Source organism: Anaerovorax sp. IOR16, from assembly GCF_017168145.1.
Taxonomy (GTDB): domain Bacteria; phylum Bacillota; class Clostridia; order Peptostreptococcales; family Anaerovoracaceae; genus IOR16.
On record NZ_JADQTL010000009.1, the window covers coordinates 1 to 17,532 of the forward strand.

The window sequence follows — 17,532 nt, forward strand, 5'->3', positions numbered from 1 at the left end:
GCATCCATAAAAAAAACCGCATATACTTCTTCCAAAGGACGTTCCTGCCATTCCTTTACAATCGGTATAATTTTATCAGTAACTCGGCTAATCGTACTGTCAGAAATATCAATGTCATATAACTCACGCATATGGGATTCAATATCATTTGTAGTCATACCTTTTGCATACATGGAAAGTATCCTTTCTTCCATATCTTGCGTAACGGTATTTTGATATTTCTTGATAAGCTGGGGTTCATATTCTCCATTACGGTCACGAGGAATAGCAACATTCATATCTCCATAGTTTGTATGCATGATTTTAGAAGAATATCCATTCCGACTATTGTCGGTTTCCTTATTCCGATAGTCATATTTTGAGTATCCCAGTTCGTCTTCTAATTCTCCTTCCAGAGAACCCTCCAGTAATACAGACATCATATCACGCATAACAGAATTGACATCTGTACCATTTTTGATAGGAATATCATTCTCTTTTAAGTATTCCTGCATCATTTTTCTGATTGCTTGTTTTTGGGGTGATTCTTTTCTTCTTTTGGGCATAAATAAAACCTCCAAACTGATATATTTATCTTACATCAGTTTAGAGGTTTACACAAACTTTAGGATACTCCCTTAAGAGGCAGAATCTGTTCTGCCTCTTCGTTTTTATCTAAGTTTATTAATGAGCTAACTATTTATTCATCCAAATGTGGGTTTGCTGCAACAACAGCCTCCAATTCACTTTCATATTTTTTTAAAGAAGTTTCTGTTTCTACAGACTGTTCAGAGATGTTTTTGTCTAAAACAGTAGCTGCTTTATGTAGCCCACTCATACCTAAAGTGCCTGCGAGGCCCTTTATAGAATGTGCTAGGCGCTTTGCTTTTTCATAATTTTCATCTGCTAAAAAATCTCGAATTTCCTTTGCGCTATTTTTATAATTTTTTTGAAATTTATCTACATGTTTATAATAAGCAGTTTCTAATCCACCTAGATTTTTAATTGCTTCTTGTTTTCCGGCAAATGGATTTTGAAAATCATCATTATTTTCATGTTGTTTTTCTAGTACAACTTCACTGATTTCTTCTGGTTCTTCAGAACAAGGGATGCAGCTAGCTGTGACTGGTGATATTAATTCTTTGTTCTCATTTGTAAATGATAAATGTTTATAAATCGTATTATAAAAAGTATCAATTTTAAATGGCTTTATAATAAAGTCGCTGATGATATTACGGTATTGCAGCTTTGTACTCTCATCTAAACAGGTTGCAGTCACTGCTAGAATCGGACATGAAATATGAAGTTTGTTTCTTAATATATTAGACGCTGTATAACCATCCATTCGTGGCATATGTATATCCATAAGAATCATCTTATAGTAATCAATAGGATGTTTTTTACAAATCTCAATTGCTTCTAACCCATCTTTTGCAGTGTCGCAAGTAAAATTTACTTCCGTTAATAAATTGGTAGCTACTTCTTGATTAATTTCATTATCTTCTACAAGAAGAATTCTAGCACCGTGCGCATCATATTTTTTAGGGATACAATCCGTTACTTCATCAGCTTGTACTTGTGTAATATTTACTTTTTTAGCGGTAATTGTGAAATGGAATTTACTGCCTTCGCCAATTTTGCTTGTTACCCAGATTTCTCCACCCATTTTTTCTACAATGTATTTACATATAGTAAGCCCCAAGCCGGTTCCGGTATGCTTTTTAGTGAGGTGGTTTTCTAATTGTTCAAATTCTTCGAATAGCTTGTTCATGTCCTCCTCGAGAATACCAATTCCACTATCTTCAACACAAAATTGAAGGGTAATGATATCGTTTGTTTCCGATTTCACTTCTGCAGATAAAATAATATGACCAGCATCCGTAAACTTATATGCATTTGTGATTAAGTTGACAAAGACTTGTAGGAGGCGAGTGCGATCTAAATACACACATAGGTTGGGATCAAAGTTGTAATGAGTTTCAAATTTAAGTCCCTTTTGAGTAATGTGAGCGATGCACATATCTTCCATGTTTTTTAGGAGATTAATTAACATAAAAGAGGATGGGTAAAAACTTAAATTTTTTGCTTTTATTTTTGAAAGGTCTAATACATCATTTATAATACCCAAAAGTAAATTAGAAGAATTTTTTATTTTAGCTACTAAATCCTCTTGTTTTTTACTAAGCTGTGTTTCTTTCAGAAAATAGGTCATACCGATAATGGCATTAATTGGAGTCTTTATTTCGTGCGATACATTAGCAAGGAAGGCGTCTTTGGCCCGAGAGTGAAACTCAATTTCTTCCAATTGTTTCTGCAGTTGAATTTGCATTTTTTCGGTTTGAGTCGTATCATGAAGCAGATCGATGTATTTCGTTTGTTTGTTTTCATCAAAAATAGTAAAATAATTATAATACATATAATAATCTTCATTATCAAGCTTCATTTTTAAATTGCCTTCGGACGGTCTTGTTTCTGATACGTTTAAAAGACTTGCTACATCTTGAGAAAAAAGAGTATTGGGTGTTTGTCCCATTATGTTTTGGGGCTCTACCTTTAAAAGTTCTCTATATTTTGGATTCATATATTCGTATTTTCCATCTTTATCTTGTATGGAAAGACCTACATTGATATTTTCTACAATTGTCTTATATAATTTTCTAAAATATAAGTTTAAGGCATTTTCCTTTACTAATAGGTAAAAGAGAAGAATACCCATAAAAAATAACAAAATAGATAAGAAAATTAATGTAGCTTCCAATAAGAATTGATTTTTTATAAGAATATTTTCTTTATCATTGATACGATTCATATAGGAGCTGTATATTTTTAGTAAATCTTGATTTTGCTGTTTAAAAAGTTTTTGATATTGTATGGAAGTTAGAATGGACGGATCCTTTTTTATAACAGCGATTTCTAATTGCTTTAATACTCCATTGAACGATTGGATGAATTCTTGATAGGATTCCGACTCTTTCGAAGTAAAGTCTAAATTGTTTAAATGTGCCTTCATCGTCACGTGATCTGAAGAATAGAATGTTTCTGATTCTATGCCAGTAAAAATCTGACTACCAATGGGAATAATATCCAAAACATAATATGTTTGCAGTAAATGATTAAATTCTGTTTGATAGGTTTCATCATCGGTTGAAAAATAAAGTGTAGCATTGTTAATAAGCGTACTAGATATCGTTTCATACTTTGTTGTAAGCTTTAACATATTGTCTTTTTGATTTTCTAAAGATAAGAGGCTATCGCGATAAATTAGAATCCCAATTGTATTAAGAATCAATAAAAAAGTTAAAAATAAAACAATAATTACTGTAGATTTTAATTGTTTCATGTAAAAATCCCCCTCCCCTTTTTTATCGAACATACATATTCTAGTCGTTTTGAATGGAAAAGTAAATCAAAAATAGGCAAAATATGGCATGATTTGAAGAAGAAAATTTCCCTAAGATTCGACGTTTTATAAGAAAAATGTCGAAAGGGATATAAAATTGTAGGGAAAGTTACTTTATGATATAATATGCATTAAAATATTTTTAAGTAGAAGAAAAAAAGAAGTTGAGGAAACAAAATGAAAAATGTTTTGTTAACAATCTCCTATGATGGTACAAATTTTTCGGGATGGCAAAGACAACCACATAAGAGAACCGTACAGGGAGAGGTTGAACGAGTGTTATCAACCCTTTGCAAACAAAGTATACAAATATCAGGGACAAGCAGAACGGATGCTGGGGTTCATGCACTTGGACAAAGAGCTTCCTTTAAAGGAGATTTTGGCATACCGATTGACCGTATTCCGATCGCGTCCAATCATTTACTTGCTGGTGAAGGGGGACTTTTAAAAAGTACCGGAGATATTCGGATTTTAGAAGCCAAACAAATGCCTGATGACTTTCATGCTCGCTTTGATTCTTTAGGAAAAAAATACATTTATCGCATTCGAAATGCGGAGAAACCAGATTTATTTCAAAGAAATTATACTTATCAAATCGAGAAAGCTTTAGATATAGGTGCAATGCAAGAAGCTGCAAAAGCATTTGTTGGTACCCATGATTTTCGGTGTTTTATGGCATCAGCGGGACAGGAAATGGAGTCAACCGTAAGAACCATTTATCAATTAAACGTAAAGAAACAGGTATCTTCGCAAAGCAGCCAAGAAGAACAAATTGAAATAGAAATCATGGGAAATGGTTTCCTTTACAATATGGTTCGTATTATTACCGGCACTTTAGTTGAGGTAGGGCTTGGAAAGAAGAGAACGAAAGAAGCAAAGCATATTTTAGAAAGCAAAAATCGTTGTTTAGCTGGACATACCGCACCGCCGCAAGGATTATATTTAGTAGAGGTATATTATGAGAAGCAGCCTTGGATGTAAAAAGTGAGAAGGAGTGAAACAATGAAGATAAAAGAACTATACAATGAAAAAAAGACAGTCATTTCTTTGGAAATTTTTCCGCCCAAGTTAGAAATGCCTGTAGAAACAGTCTACAAAACATTGGATGAATTGCAAGGATTAAAACCGGACTTTATTAGTGTAACATATGGTGCAGGTGGAAAGGCAAAGGATCGCACTGTAGAAATTGCATCAAAGATAAAAAATGATTACAGGATTGAAAGTCTTGCACATCTAACTTGTATTTCTTCCACCAAAGAACAAATTAAATCAATATTTACAGAGATGAAAAAAAATAATATTGAAAATATTTTAGCATTAAGGGGAGATGTTCCTGAGCAGGAAGATGCTCGTTCGAATATTTCAGAGGAACATCATTATGCAAAGGACTTAATTACAGAGATACGAAATGAAGGTGGCTTTTCAATCGGTGCAGCTTGTTATCCGGAAGGACATATAGAATGTGAAAACCGCATTAAAGATATTAAGCATTTAAGAGAGAAAGTAGATCGTGGTGCTGAGTTTTTAATCAGTCAGCTTTTCTTTGATAACGAGCGGTTTTTTCGATTTATGGAAGAATTGGATCTCGCAGGCATTGATGTACCGGTTTCTGCAGGAATTATGCCTGTAATGAACAAGAATCAAATCCTTCGAATGACCAAACTTTCTGGTTGCTATTTGCCACCGAAGTTTCGACGTATTGTAGATCGTTATGAAAACAATCCGGAGTCTCTTCGAGAGGCAGGAGAAGCTTATGCCATTGAGCAAATTATAGATTTGATGACTTGGGGTGTCAGAGGGATTCATTTATATACGATGAACAAACCGGATACCGCTCGACGAATCCTTACAAACATTGAAAACATCCGACGTTTGCAAGCATAGGTTCTATGGGTATTTCTTGCAAGGCGAATATGCATATGATAAAATAAAAGTTAAGATTTTTAGTAGAAATCATAAACGATAATAAAGGAAGAAAGAGTAGGCAGCATGTTTAAATTACCGAGATACAGAGAACCGAATTTTAAAGAGACATTTTTTGTGCAGGCACCTAATGTAAAAACTGCAAAGGTGGAGCAAGAAGGAGTCGCACCGGATGATTATCATTCGACTTCCATGTATCCCGAATACTTTAAAATAGATGGTAAGTGGAAACTGATTGAGAATACACGTATGGACTGTGTTCCGGTTATTGAATCAGATGGAAGATTGGAAGCAAAGGAATTCCGTAGGTTAACCATTGGAGATACTGTGATTTTAGGAAGAACAGAGGACGGAAGCGAAGGTATTTACTTACATACCGATGGATTTGCAATGGAGGAAGCAAAGGGCGATGCGTTTGCATTTCGCAGCGGGCGTTCCAGAGAAACTTCTTTTGCGAATGATTATCTTCGTTTGGCACAGCTTTTAAATCATGATCGTGATAATGGGCACATTGTTTGGGTGCTAGGACCGGCGGCGGTTTTTGATGAAGGTTCAAGACAGGCTATGGAATATATGATAGATAACGGGTACTGTCATGCTGTTTTTGGAGGAAATGCCGTTGCGACACATGACATAGAAGGTGCATTATTTCACACAGCCTTAGGACAAGATTTAACCACTACTATGAATCGACCAAATGGGCATTATCACCATTTGGATGCGATAAATTTGATTCGTCGTCTAGGGTCGGTGGAAAAGGCAGTGGAGGAAGGTTATATTGACAATGGTTTGGTTTATAGTTGTGTAAAAAACAATGTACCACTGGTTTTAGCTGGATCAATTCGTGATGATGGACCTTTGCCGCAGGTGGAATGCAGTACTGCAATCGTTCAGGATGAGATGCGCCAGCATACAAATAAAGCGACTACTATAGTTTGCCTTGCAACGCAATTGCATACCATTGCAACCGGAAATCTTACTCCGTCTTATGTAATTCGTGGAGAAGAAGTTCGTCCGGTATTTATTTATGCAGTGGATGTTTCAGAATTTGTTCTAAATAAAATTCGTGATCGAGGAACGTTAGAAGTTACCACCATTGTAGCAAACATTCAAGATTTTCTCTTTAAATTAAAGAGCTTGCTGGAAAGAGGCTAATATGGATATACGTGAACAAATGAATCAAAAAGTACTACTGTTTGATGGAGCAACAGGTACAATCATTCAGAAAACAGGAATTCAAATCGGTAAAGTGCCGGAATTGTTAAATTTCACACATGGAGACAAGATAGAAGCGATTCATGAAGCTTATTTTTTAGCAGGAAGTGATATTGTTTCAAGCAATACTTTTGGTGCAAATGCTTATAAAACTGCAGGTTGCGGTTATACCGTAGAGCAAATCGTAGCACAGGGAGTAAAATTAGCTAAAAATGCAGCAAAACGTGCAATGGAGCGTTCCTTTAAAGAAGGGAAGAATGAGCCCAAATATGTTGCATTAGACGTAGCGCCAATTGGAAAACTTATGGAGCCCTATGGACCATTAACCTTTGAGGAAGCTTATGCAATGTTTCGTGAGCAAATTGAAGCAGGAGTCAAGGCCGGAGTGGATTTGATTCTTCTGGAAACTTTTACAGATATCTATGAATTAAAAATTGCGGTATTAGCCGCAAAGGAATGCTGTGATCTGCCTGTTTTCTGCTCGCTGACCTTTCAGGAAGATGGAAGGATGCTTATGGGGACAGATCCATTGACTGCAATAACCATATTGCAGGATATGGGTATTGATACCTTAGGGATGAATTGTTCACTTGGACCGAAGCAAATGATACCTTTGGTTCAAGAGTTTTTGCATCATTCAAAGGTACCTGTTTTGGTACAGCCAAATGCAGGGTTGCCAACTATAATAAACGGAGAAACGATATACGACGTAAGTATTAAAGAATATACAGAGATTATGGTTTCCTTTGTAGATGAGGGGCTTGCTATTGCAGGTGGATGCTGTGGAACAACACCGGATTATATTCTTAGCTTAGCAGAAGCATTAAAAGATAAAAAGCTACAGCCACGCAGCATGAAGGAACCGATTATGGCGGTAAGCTCTGCAACAAAGACCGTTTTTTTAGATGACCGCATCCGTATCATTGGCGAGAGAATTAATCCCACGGGAAAAAAGCGTTTAAAGGAAGCCTTGAAATTAGGGGATTATTCTTATATAGAAAATGAAGCCATTCAACAAGTAGAAGCCGGAGCAGAGATTTTGGATATCAATGTAGGGCTACCGGAAATGGATGAGCTTTCTACCATGCTTTCGGTTGTAAAAAAAGTTTCTGCAGTTGTAGATGTACCGTTACAAATTGATAGCGCAGACAGCAGGGTACTTGAAGCAGCCGTTCGTACTTATAATGGAAAGCCAATCATTAATTCCGTAAATGGAAAAGAAGAAGTAATGGATGCTGTTTTTCCGATTGTAAAAAAATACGGGGCTTGTGTAATTGCCTTAACCTTGGATGAAAAGGGTTTACCTAAAAATGCAGAGGAGCGAGTTGAAATAGCAGACCGTATTATAAAGCGAGCGGCAGAGTATGGAATTGGACCGGATCGAATTCTTGTTGATTGTTTGACTTTGACGGTTTCCGCTCAGCAGAATGCAGGAAGAGATACATTAGAAGCCATTCGAAGGGTCAAACAAAAATATGGTGTAAAAACAACATTAGGGGCAAGTAATGTTTCTTTTGGCTTGCCGGAACGCATCCTGTTAAACCGTACATTTTTAGCTATGGCTTTAGAAGCAGGATTGGATGCACCGATAACTGACCCTCTTGTACCAGATTATGTAAATACCATCAGTGCGTTTGAAGCGTTAAGCGGAAAGGACATTGAGTCAAAGAATTATATCGACTATTATGGGACAAACAGCAATGGATTGACGACGAAACAAAATCGTGAAGTGCTGACCCGGAATACTTCAAAAAAATCATCCTTAGAGGCATTTACGTTAGAAGAGATTATTTTAAACGGGTACGAGGATCGTGCGGCACAAATTACGGAAGAGCTTTTAAAGACAGAAAAACCATTAGAAATAGTTGAAAAACGTATCATACCTTCTTTAGAACAGGTTGGAAAGGAATATGAAACCGGAGAAAAATTTTTACCACAGCTTATGAAAGCAGCCGATACGGTAACTCGTTCGTTTCATGTATTGAAAGAGGCGATGAAGCTTTCCGGTGAAAGTATTAATTACGGAAGAATTATTTTAGCTACTGTAGAAGGGGACGTACATGATATTGGTAAGAACATTGTAAAGGTTATTTTAGAAAACTATGGATATGAGGTACTCGATTTAGGTAAGGATGTACCGGTTGAAAAGGTAGTGGAGGTTGCTCGAAATGAGAACATTCAGTTGGTTGGTTTGAGTGCGCTTATGACGACTACGGTTGTTAGTATGGAAAAGACAATTAAAAAATTGGAGGAAGCAGGCTTAAGCTGTAAGACAGCTGTTGGCGGAGCTGTATTAACAAAGGATTATGCAGAAGAAATAGGTGCTGATTATTATTGTAAAGATGCAATGGACACTGTAAAAGCAGCAAATGAAATTTTTAAAAATTAAAGGGTATTGCTGATCGTTAAATGCGAAAGAGGAACGCAGGAAGGATTCACGTATGGAGAGACCAAGCTGGGATGAATACTTTATGGAAATGGCAGTGTTGACTGCAAAACGTTCCACTTGTATGCGAAGGCAAGTGGGGGCAGTTATTGTTAAGGACAAGCACATCATTGCAACTGGATATAATGGTGCGCCTAGGGGGATTGCACATTGTGAAGAGCGCGGAGGCTGTCTACGGCAAAAAATGAATGTGCCTTCTGGAGAACGTCATGAACTTTGTATGGCACTTCATGCAGAGCAAAATGCAATTATTCAGGCAGCTACCCTTGGTCAAAGCATTGAAGGGGCGACGATTTATGTTACGCATCAACCTTGTGTTATTTGCGCTAAAATGTTGATTAATGCAGGGATGAATCGTATTGTAGTAAAAGAAGGTTATCCGGACAGTTTAGCAGTGGAGATGTTGGAAGAAGCTGGATTAAGCATTATAATGTTAGAAAAAGAGGATAAATAAGGAGTTAGAGAAATGAGTTTTGGAATTAGTTTTGTGCTGCCTTTTATGACGGCTTTATTAGTGTCGTTTTTATGTACTCCGCTTGCGATTAAAATTGCACCAAAAATTGGAGCTGTCGATATTCCAAAGGATGCACGAAGAATGCATACAAAGCCAATGCCGCGATTCGGAGGAATTGCTATTTTTTTAGGAACCATAGCGGCATTGATTGTTTCTATGTATTTTGCATTACCAGCAATTACAGAGTATCTTCCTGAGGGGGAGCCTGTTGAAAAAGTATTTGGACTTTTAATTAGTGGTGTTCTTATTTACCTTGTAGGTGTGGTTGATGATTTGCGAGGAATGCCTGCCAAGGTAAAATTTTTGTTACAAATTGCATGTGCTTCAGTGGTCTTTGCATCTGGAATTCGAATTTCCTTTGTAACCAATCACTTTGGAGTTGGACATGGATATTTTCCATTTGCAATTAGTTTTTTCATTACAATTATATGGATTGTAGGAATTACCAATACCATTAATTTAATCGACGGGTTAGATGGATTAGCAGCGGGAGTTGCTGCTATAGCTTCATTTGCGATTGCTTATACAGCATACATTCATGGAATGTATACGGTAACAATGGCTATGCTTGCAACTGCTGGAGGAGCGTTGGGATTTTTGCCATTTAATTTTCATCCAGCAAAGATTTTCATGGGAGATGGGGGTTCATTATTTTTAGGTTTTATGCTGGCATCAGTATCTATTTTAGGTCCAGTAAAAGGAGCCACCATTCTTGCTACAATTGTCCCAGTATTGGTTTTAGGTGTTCCGATTTTTGATACCGCATTTGCCATTTTTCGAAGAGTGATTAATAAAAGACCAATTATGGAAGCAGACAAAGGACATTTGCATCATCGCTTGATGGCAGCAGGTATGGGTCAAAGGCGTTCGGTACTTACTTTATATGGGATTAGCGCGGTAATGGGAGTAGCAGCAATTCTTTTTAGCCGAGATTTATTTTTGGAATCTGCAGGATTATTTTTAATAGCAGGGAATTTTATTTATATATTTTTAACGGATGCGACGAGCGCGATTCCACAATTAAAAGTGGAAAGTCATCCTAAATCAAATAACAAAAAAAATAAAAAGAAGAAAAAATAGAGATTTAAATAAAGATATAATAAGATTAGAGATTTATAGAAAAAGAAAGAAGGAAAAATCATGAAAATAATGACGGTATTTGGGACAAGACCAGAAGCCATTAAGATGGCGCCTTTGGTAAAAAAACTGCAAGAAGATCCGGACATTGAATCCGTACTGTGTGTAACGGCGCAGCATCGAGAAATGCTGGATCAGGTACTTTCGTTATTTGAACTTGTTCCGGACTACGATTTGAATATTATGAAGCCAAATCAAACCATTAGCATGATTACGGCGAATGTATTACAAGGGATGGAATCGGTATTACAAAAGGAAAAGCCAGATATGATCTTGGTGCATGGTGATACTTCAACGACCTTTGTAGCTGCACTTGCTGCGTTTTACCAGCAAATTAAAGTGGGTCATGTGGAAGCAGGGCTGCGCACTTATGATAAATATTCACCTTATCCGGAAGAAATGAATCGTGTTTTGACCGGACATCTTGCGGATATTCATTTTGCTCCGACACAACGTAATGTAGACAATTTACTTCGAGAAAATATAGAGAAGGAAAAGATTGTGGTTACCGGAAATACGGTAATTGATGCACTGCTTCAGGTAGCAAATAAGCCATATGAGTTTGAGGATGAAACGCTTAAAAAATTAGATTTTGAAGGAAATCGCATTATAACGGTAACGTGTCATCGAAGAGAAAATCTTGGAGAGAATATGGTACATATTTTTAAAGCCATTCGTGAAATTGCAGATGAATTTGATGATGTTGAAGTTGTTTATCCTGTTCATATGAACCCGAAAGTAAGGGAAACGGCGAACATGGTATTCGGAAAATCTGAAAAGGTACACTTAATTGAGCCGTTGCAATATCAGCCATTTGTAAATTTGATGGCAAAATCCTATCTGTTAATTACTGATTCTGGTGGTATGCAGGAGGAAGCGCCATCTCTTGGAAAGCCGGTTCTTGTTGTAAGAAAAGAAACGGAACGCCCTGAGGCAATTGAAGCAGGAACGGTTAAGCTTGCCGGTGTAAGTCAGGATACAATCTATGCACTGACTAAGGAATTATTGGAAAATAAAGGGGCTTATGATGAAATGGCACAGTCAACCAATCCGTATGGAGATGGGAAGGCGTGTGAACATATTATCAAAGCGCTGAAAATATATTTTAAAAAGTAATGGAAAATAGAAATTTCTGTTAAGAAAGTAGGAGTATGGGAAACAATTATCCAATTGTTATTGATAATAAGCAGTTATATCATAGTTTAGTCGTTGTAGCTTTGCCCATTGCGTTACAAAGTTTAATTGCATCTTCTTTAAGCTTGGTGGATAATCTGATGATTGGAAGTCTCGGAGAATCTGCCTTAGCGGCTACAGGGTTAGCGACACAGCTCTTTTTTATACAATGGATGATACTTTTTGGCTTTACCAGTGGATGTTCTACATTTATGGCACAATTTTGGGGAGTACAAAATATAAAGCAAATTCAAAAGGTTACTGGATTTGCAATCACCATATGCTTTTCAAGTGGTTTTTTGTTTTTTATAGCAGCGGCTTTTTTTCCGGAACAGGTGCTGCGTATTTTTACGAATTTACCTGAGGCAATTGAAATTGGTTCTCAGTATATGAGAGCGGGTGCATTTTGTTTCCTTTGCGTCAGCATAACAGTACCATTGACGACTGCTTTACGAGCTACGCAGCAAACAGCAATACCACTAAAAATTAGCGGTATTGCATTTGCAATAAATACTGTTTTAAATTACCTATTAATTTTTGGAAATTTTGGAATGCCTGCACTTGGTGTTGTTGGAGCAGCTGTTGCAACCGTAATTGCTCGCGTACTGGAACTTACTGTACTTATTATTGTAATTTTCGTTCGGAAGAATAAAATATGCGGGAAATTTCAAGATTTTTTTGGATGGGATCGAAAGTTTGCACGTCGTATTTTAAATAATGCGATACCGACAACATTAAATGAAGCTCTTTGGGGTGCTGGAACAGCGGCATATAATGCTGTTTATGGTCGTATGGGTATTACTGAATTTGCTGCGATTCAAGCTAGTACTACAATCAACAGTATGTTCATTTTGGCTATTTTTAGTTTAGGGGATGCTTTGTTGATTTTAGTTGGGCAGCGTCTTGGTAAAGGTGAGTTGGAATATGCATATCTTTTAGCGAAAAAGATATTAAAAATTGGTGTAATCATTGGTGCCTTTGCAGGTGTTTTGTTAATTATTAGTTCGCATCTGATTGTACAATTTTTTGAATTTACAGATGAGGGTAGAATGTATGCATTAAACATCTTAAAGGTGTACGGAATTTTTATGGTTGTAAAATTATTCAATGGGATGAATGTTACCGGAACGTTACGAGCAGGTGGTGATACAAAATATGCGATGACTGCTGAGCTATGTACGATGTGGCTAATTGGGGTGCCGATTGTTTATGTTGGAGCACTTTGGCTGCATTTACCGATTTATATCGTAGTTCTTATGGCTCAATTGGAGGAAATTACCAAGTTTACGCTTTGCATGAAACGGCTGACTTCTAAAAAATGGGTAAGAAATGTGATTCATGAAATATAAAGATAAAAAAGCAAGCTATCGTAAAAAAGCTTGCTTTTTATATATCATATTTTAATAGGTTTTTACTTCTTCTATTTTATTTAAGAAACGAACTCCGTTTTCTGCTAGAGAAAGCATTTCGTTTTCACCGGCGAATTTGTGGACCGGAGCTAAAAAGGATATACGATCGATTAGCCAACTTGTAAACAAATCGGAATAAGCCAAGCTTCCTGTAAGAAGAATCGCATCTACTTTGCCCTTTAGAATGGTGGAGGCACCACCAATTTCCTTTGCAACTTGGTATGCCATTGCTTCAAACACTTCTTTTGCATAATCGTCTCCGTTTTTTATGCGTTCTTCTACCTCGAGGCCGCTGTTAGTCCCCAAATAGGACATAAGACCTCCGCCACCGCGTAAATTGTGCATCATCTGCTCCTCGGTATAGTTACCGCTAAAGCACATACGAACGACAGCACCGACCGGTAGTGTACCTGCGCGTTCCGGAGAAAAAGAGCCATCACCCTCCAATGCATTATTCGTATCAATGACATGACCTTTTTCATGGGTACCTACGGATATTCCACCTCCGAGATGCACTACGACTAAATTTAAGTCTTCATAATCACGACCGATTTCTTTTGCATACTTTCTAGCAATTGCCTTGTGATTTAAAGCATGAAAAGTACTTACTCTCGGTGCTTCCTTGATGCCGGAATAGCGGGCAAAGTTACAAAGTTCGTCGGTACTAACGGTATTTGCTGTAATTACAGGTATATGATACTCCTGACTTAGTTCATAAGCAATCATACATCCGACGTTGGAAACATGTGTGCCGTAAATACCCGATTCCATATCAGCAAGCATTTTTTCTGTAATATAATAAATACCGCCTTCAATCGGTTTTGTGCAGCCTCCTCGTGCAACAATGCAGTCAAAGGTTTCCAAATGAAAGTTGTTTCTTTTCAAAAAATCAATAATTGCATTCTTTCGAAATTCTTTTTGATCCATAATTTTAGAAAAATGATTCAAATCCTCTTGTGAGTGTTGTAAAGATTCTTTCACAATTTCGTTTGTATCTTCATAAACAGCTACTTTAGTAGAGGTAGAACCTAAATTCAATACAAACATTTTATTAGCCATTGGTTTACCTTCTTTCTTTTGTAATAATATTTTGAACAATGATTCTTTTGAATAGTTTACCACAAAAAAAGAGGAAGAGATGAAAAAGTTTAAAAGAAAGTGTATAATGAAACAAGAGAAAATAGAAAAACATATAGGGAATGAATTCGAGTATATAAGGTAATATGATTGATATAACCTAAGAAAATGAGGAATAGATTGGAGGTAAATTATGAAATTTTATATAGTTGACGCATTTACAGATCAGATATTTGGAGGGAACCCGGCAGGTGTAGTACTGCTGGAAGCAGGTATGGAATTTCCTAGTGATGAGTTGATGCGTAAAACAGCAGCAGAGTTACGTTATTCTGAGACTGCATTCATTCGTACAATCAATGAGAAGGAATTTAATATTCGCTATTTTACTCCGGCAGCAGAAGTCGATTTATGTGGACATGCAACCATTGCTTCTTTTTGTGCGTTACAGCAGGATGGTATGATCAATTCAGGAGAATCGTTTATTAACGATACATTGGCGGGACGATTAAATATTGAGGTAAACGATGGCTTTGTTATAGATGGATATGGGACAGCCACAAAGTTTGCCTAAAATGGAACGTCAAGAGGAGCTGGAGGAAATGTATCGTGTTATGGGACTCTCTTATGTAAACCAAGGAGTCGTGGAAAAAACAGAGAAACTTCTTTTACCGCAATTGGTTTCTACCGGCTTGTTTGATATTATGATGCCGGTTGCAAATGTTGAGGAATTAGCTGCCATTTCTCCAGATTTTCCTGCACTCTCTGCATTGTCAGAACGGTATAATGTAACGGGAGTTCATGCGTTCACTGTAAATTCCGATGATGGTGCAGTCCATTGCAGAAACTTTGCACCTTTATATGACATTGATGAAGAAGCGGCTACCGGAACATCCAACGGAGCTTTAACTTACTATTTATATTTAAATGGTTTAATCAATGCAAATCAAAACAATCTTTTTATACAAGGTGAGGCAATGAATCGTCCTTCCAAAATCATTAGCCACCTGAAAGAAGCAAACAACGAAATAAAGATTCAAGTTGGCGGAAGCGGTGTTATACTAGCAAAAGGTGAAATATTCATTTAACAAGCAAAAGGGGGAGACAAATGATTTATTTTTTAGAGGAGGACAGGCTGGAGGCAGAGAAATCCAATCAAAAAGATTCGGTGGATTTTCGGCCTTGTCTTGGTATTTTTGATCAACATGAAACGGAAGATTGGAAGGATTATTTAGAAATCAGTCCGATTGTATGTGAAGAATTATTTGGAGAAAAAACATGTAAATTTGAAAGTCATGATGGTTTTGACTATATTACGATATCCATTCCTAATGCTGTTGATTATACGACAAGTAAACATTGGATTGAAGTATACTATAGAAACAATCAACTTCTTTTCTTTTATGAAGATAACGAGGGTAAGCAATTTCTAACAAAAATGCTTGAATTGGTTACGTCAAAAGGGATAAAGGTATTAAGCCTGGAACGAATCCTTTATGAATTATTTGATTTATTAACCGAAGGAGATGCGGATTATTTAGAAGCAATTGAAGAAGAAGTGTTTAAGTTAGAAGAAGCATTATTGACGTCGGTAGCATCGGATTACATTCAGAACATTATGGGAATCCGGCGGAAACTACTGGCATGGAAACGCTACTATGAGCAGCTCTTGCATATTGCCGAAGGGATGCAGGAAAATGAAAATGGACTGTTATCAAATAAAATGGCGCGAGCATTTCATCGTCTTTCAGGTAGAACTATGAGGATTATGGATAATATTGTAAACCTAAGGGACTATGTTTCTCAGGTAAGAGAAGCATATCAAGCACAAGTAGATATTAAACAAAATGAAATCATGAAACTTTTTACTGTTATAACTGCTATTTTTTTACCATTAACTTTGATTGTTGGATGGTATGGTATGAATCTGCAAATGCCAGAGTTCCGCTTTGCCTATGCATATCCTGTGGTCATTTTAATTTCTGTTACGGTTGCAGTATCAAGCTATTTATACTTGAAAAAAAAGAAATGGTTTTAATTGTTTTTAAGAGGAGAATATGGAGCATCAGAAAGAAGAACATTATTTATTAATATTAGGCATTCTTTGTATTAGTATTTGTTTGCGTGCACCGCTCACTGCAGTAGGTCCGTTGATAGAAGATATTGGTAAAGATTTGGTCGTTTCACCAAGCTTATTAGGGATGATCACTACACTTCCTGTGTTAGTTTTTGGAGTAACTTCGCCGTTTATCAATTCGTTCAGCAGAAAATTGGGATACAATTTTACTGTGATGATAGGATTGGTTTTTTTAGTGATCGGAATTCTTCTTCGCTCCTTTTACGGTTTCTGGGGATTGCTTTTCGGAACCATACTGATGGCTTTTGGAATTGGCGTGGGAAATGTTCTTTTACCCAGCATTATTAAGTCAAGATTTGGGGAAAGCGGGGGCATGATTACAGGGGCTTATATGACGATACAAGGTGTTTTCGCAGGTATTGGAGCTGGATTGAGCCTTCCTCTTGCAATAAAGCTTGGATTTGGTTGGAGAATCACTCTTTCGGTTTGGGCAATCGCAGCAGTGATTGCTCTTCTCTTATGGGTGCCTCAAGTTTCTGAAAAGGAGTTTCAAATTAAAAATCAATTTCTTCAATCACAAAAGAAATTGAAGGGAAACAAAAAAAATGTATGGGCTTCACCATGGGCATGGCATATTACTCTATTCTTGGGAAGTCAATCTTTGTTATTTTATTCTCTAAGCAATTGGATTCCATCGATTTTAGCGGATCGCGGGTTATCTGTTGAAGCAATTAGTATGGCTGCAACATGGTATCAGTGGAGTGCCGTTCCAACTACCTTTTTAGCACCCATATTAATTCAAAAAATGAAAAATAAAAAAATACTTGCAGCTATGATAGGAATCGGTTATTTTATCGGTATCGTTCTATTCTTAATTTCAGGTACTTCTGTTGTGCTTCTGTTGATTGCTTTAGCCATTGCCTCTGCAAGCGGAGGTGCAAATTACAGTTTGTCGATGACAATGATTGTTCTTGTAAGCAACGATGCACAGGAAGCTGGTGAATTATCCGGAATGAGTCAGTGTGCCGGATACCTTTTAGCAGCCCTTGGGCCTGTTGTTTCCGGTATATTATATGATTATACCGGGCAATGGACGGCGACGTTATTGTTTTATCTCTTAGTTACTTTTGTTTTATTTATTTCCGGTCAATTGGTGATGAAGCATGATTCGCTTTAGGAAGGATG

The 17,532-nt window shown here is 36.9% G+C and carries 15 protein-coding genes; 12 read left to right on the forward strand and 3 right to left on the reverse strand.

The features are described from left to right. Both I2490_RS03590 and I2490_RS03595 read right to left on the reverse strand, forming a co-directional pair. On the reverse strand, nucleotides 1-545 hold a 545-nt coding region (locus I2490_RS03590; RefSeq protein WP_206458420.1), incomplete at its 3' end, for a transposase. A 134-nt stretch (nucleotides 546-679) separates the two neighbouring features. Continuing rightward, nucleotides 680-3,319, reverse strand: a complete 2,640-nt coding sequence (locus I2490_RS03595; protein ID WP_206458421.1) for an ATP-binding protein — start codon at nucleotides 3,317-3,319, stop codon at nucleotides 680-682. Between the two features lie 237 nt (nucleotides 3,320-3,556). Here I2490_RS03595 and truA point away from each other — a divergent pair, with 237 nt between their 5' ends. The 8 genes from truA (at nucleotide 3,557) to I2490_RS03635 (ending at nucleotide 13,136) form a co-directional block, all read left to right on the forward strand. Continuing rightward, nucleotides 3,557-4,360: a tRNA pseudouridine(38-40) synthase TruA gene (gene truA, locus I2490_RS03600; RefSeq protein WP_206458422.1), complete on the forward strand. Its 804-nt coding sequence runs from the start codon at nucleotides 3,557-3,559 to the stop codon at nucleotides 4,358-4,360. A 21-nt stretch (nucleotides 4,361-4,381) separates the two neighbouring features. Next, nucleotides 4,382-5,263 (forward strand): methylenetetrahydrofolate reductase [NAD(P)H], encoded by an 882-nt coding sequence (gene metF / locus I2490_RS03605; protein WP_206458423.1) that lies wholly within the window; start codon nucleotides 4,382-4,384, stop codon nucleotides 5,261-5,263. 105 nt (nucleotides 5,264-5,368) lie between these two features. Next, complete coding sequence (locus tag I2490_RS03610) at nucleotides 5,369-6,457, forward strand: ornithine cyclodeaminase family domain (protein WP_206458424.1); 1,089 nt, start codon at nucleotides 5,369-5,371, stop codon at nucleotides 6,455-6,457. Between the two features lies 1 nt (nucleotide 6,458). After that, on the forward strand, nucleotides 6,459-8,906 hold the full coding sequence (locus I2490_RS03615; protein WP_206458425.1) for a homocysteine S-methyltransferase family protein: 2,448 nt from the start codon (nucleotides 6,459-6,461) through the stop codon (nucleotides 8,904-8,906). Between the two features lie 52 nt (nucleotides 8,907-8,958). Then, complete coding sequence (locus I2490_RS03620; RefSeq protein WP_206458426.1) at nucleotides 8,959-9,417, forward strand: deoxycytidylate deaminase; 459 nt, start codon at nucleotides 8,959-8,961, stop codon at nucleotides 9,415-9,417. Between the two features lie 12 nt (nucleotides 9,418-9,429). Continuing rightward, nucleotides 9,430-10,557 carry an MraY family glycosyltransferase gene (locus tag I2490_RS03625; protein ID WP_206458427.1) on the forward strand — a complete coding sequence of 376 codons (1,128 nt, stop codon included), beginning with the start codon at nucleotides 9,430-9,432 and terminating at the stop codon, nucleotides 10,555-10,557. A 60-nt stretch (nucleotides 10,558-10,617) separates the two neighbouring features. Continuing rightward, nucleotides 10,618-11,730: a non-hydrolyzing UDP-N-acetylglucosamine 2-epimerase gene (wecB, locus tag I2490_RS03630; RefSeq protein ID WP_209010575.1), complete on the forward strand. Its 1,113-nt coding sequence runs from the start codon at nucleotides 10,618-10,620 to the stop codon at nucleotides 11,728-11,730. 35 nt (nucleotides 11,731-11,765) lie between these two features. Next, the gene (locus I2490_RS03635) at nucleotides 11,766-13,136 is read left to right on the forward strand and encodes an MATE family efflux transporter (RefSeq protein ID WP_206458428.1); all 1,371 of its coding nucleotides are present in this window, start codon (nucleotides 11,766-11,768) and stop codon (nucleotides 13,134-13,136) included. Nucleotides 13,137-13,187: 51 nt separating this feature from the next. Here I2490_RS03635 and buk read toward each other — a convergent pair whose 3' ends face one another. Beyond that, nucleotides 13,188-14,255, reverse strand: coding sequence for a butyrate kinase (gene buk / locus I2490_RS03640; protein ID WP_206458429.1), 1,068 nt, complete (start codon nucleotides 14,253-14,255; stop codon nucleotides 13,188-13,190). A gap of 211 nt (nucleotides 14,256-14,466) precedes the next feature. Here buk and I2490_RS16840 point away from each other — a divergent pair, with 211 nt between their 5' ends. Genes I2490_RS16840 through I2490_RS03660 form a run of 4 tightly spaced genes read left to right on the forward strand, consistent with a single transcriptional unit; the run spans nucleotide 14,467 to nucleotide 17,524 of the window. Next, on the forward strand, nucleotides 14,467-14,844 hold the full coding sequence (locus I2490_RS16840) for a PhzF family phenazine biosynthesis protein (RefSeq protein WP_206458430.1): 378 nt from the start codon (nucleotides 14,467-14,469) through the stop codon (nucleotides 14,842-14,844). Next, complete coding sequence (locus I2490_RS16845; protein ID WP_206458431.1) at nucleotides 14,819-15,358, forward strand: PhzF family phenazine biosynthesis protein; 540 nt, start codon at nucleotides 14,819-14,821, stop codon at nucleotides 15,356-15,358. The genes I2490_RS16840 and I2490_RS16845 overlap by 26 nt, the downstream gene beginning before the upstream one ends. Before the next feature lie 20 nt (nucleotides 15,359-15,378). Beyond that, nucleotides 15,379-16,308 carry a magnesium transporter CorA family protein gene (locus I2490_RS03655; RefSeq protein ID WP_206458432.1) on the forward strand — a complete coding sequence of 310 codons (930 nt, stop codon included), beginning with the start codon at nucleotides 15,379-15,381 and terminating at the stop codon, nucleotides 16,306-16,308. Between the two features lie 19 nt (nucleotides 16,309-16,327). Further along, the gene (locus I2490_RS03660; protein ID WP_206458433.1) at nucleotides 16,328-17,524 is read left to right on the forward strand and encodes a CynX/NimT family MFS transporter; all 1,197 of its coding nucleotides are present in this window, start codon (nucleotides 16,328-16,330) and stop codon (nucleotides 17,522-17,524) included. Nucleotides 17,525-17,532: the final 8 nt, after the last annotated feature.

Coding starts and splice junctions, on each gene's coding strand:
- I2490_RS03625 (WP_206458427.1), top strand. CDS start 9,430: ATGAGTTTTGGAATTAGTTTTGTGCTGCCTTTTATGACGGCTTTATTA.
- I2490_RS03620 (WP_206458426.1), top strand. CDS start 8,959: ATGGAGAGACCAAGCTGGGATGAATACTTTATGGAAATGGCAGTGTTG.
- I2490_RS03615 (WP_206458425.1), top strand. CDS start 6,459: ATGGATATACGTGAACAAATGAATCAAAAAGTACTACTGTTTGATGGA.
- I2490_RS03595 (WP_206458421.1), bottom strand. CDS start 3,319: ATGAAACAATTAAAATCTACAGTAATTATTGTTTTATTTTTAACTTTT.
- metF (WP_206458423.1), top strand. CDS start 4,382: ATGAAGATAAAAGAACTATACAATGAAAAAAAGACAGTCATTTCTTTG.
- buk (WP_206458429.1), bottom strand. CDS start 14,255: ATGGCTAATAAAATGTTTGTATTGAATTTAGGTTCTACCTCTACTAAA.
- I2490_RS03610 (WP_206458424.1), top strand. CDS start 5,369: ATGTTTAAATTACCGAGATACAGAGAACCGAATTTTAAAGAGACATTT.
- I2490_RS03635 (WP_206458428.1), top strand. CDS start 11,766: ATGGGAAACAATTATCCAATTGTTATTGATAATAAGCAGTTATATCAT.
- I2490_RS16845 (WP_206458431.1), top strand. CDS start 14,819: ATGGGACAGCCACAAAGTTTGCCTAAAATGGAACGTCAAGAGGAGCTG.
- I2490_RS03660 (WP_206458433.1), top strand. CDS start 16,328: ATGGAGCATCAGAAAGAAGAACATTATTTATTAATATTAGGCATTCTT.
- I2490_RS03655 (WP_206458432.1), top strand. CDS start 15,379: ATGATTTATTTTTTAGAGGAGGACAGGCTGGAGGCAGAGAAATCCAAT.
- wecB (WP_209010575.1), top strand. CDS start 10,618: ATGAAAATAATGACGGTATTTGGGACAAGACCAGAAGCCATTAAGATG.
- truA (WP_206458422.1), top strand. CDS start 3,557: ATGAAAAATGTTTTGTTAACAATCTCCTATGATGGTACAAATTTTTCG.
- I2490_RS16840 (WP_206458430.1), top strand. CDS start 14,467: ATGAAATTTTATATAGTTGACGCATTTACAGATCAGATATTTGGAGGG.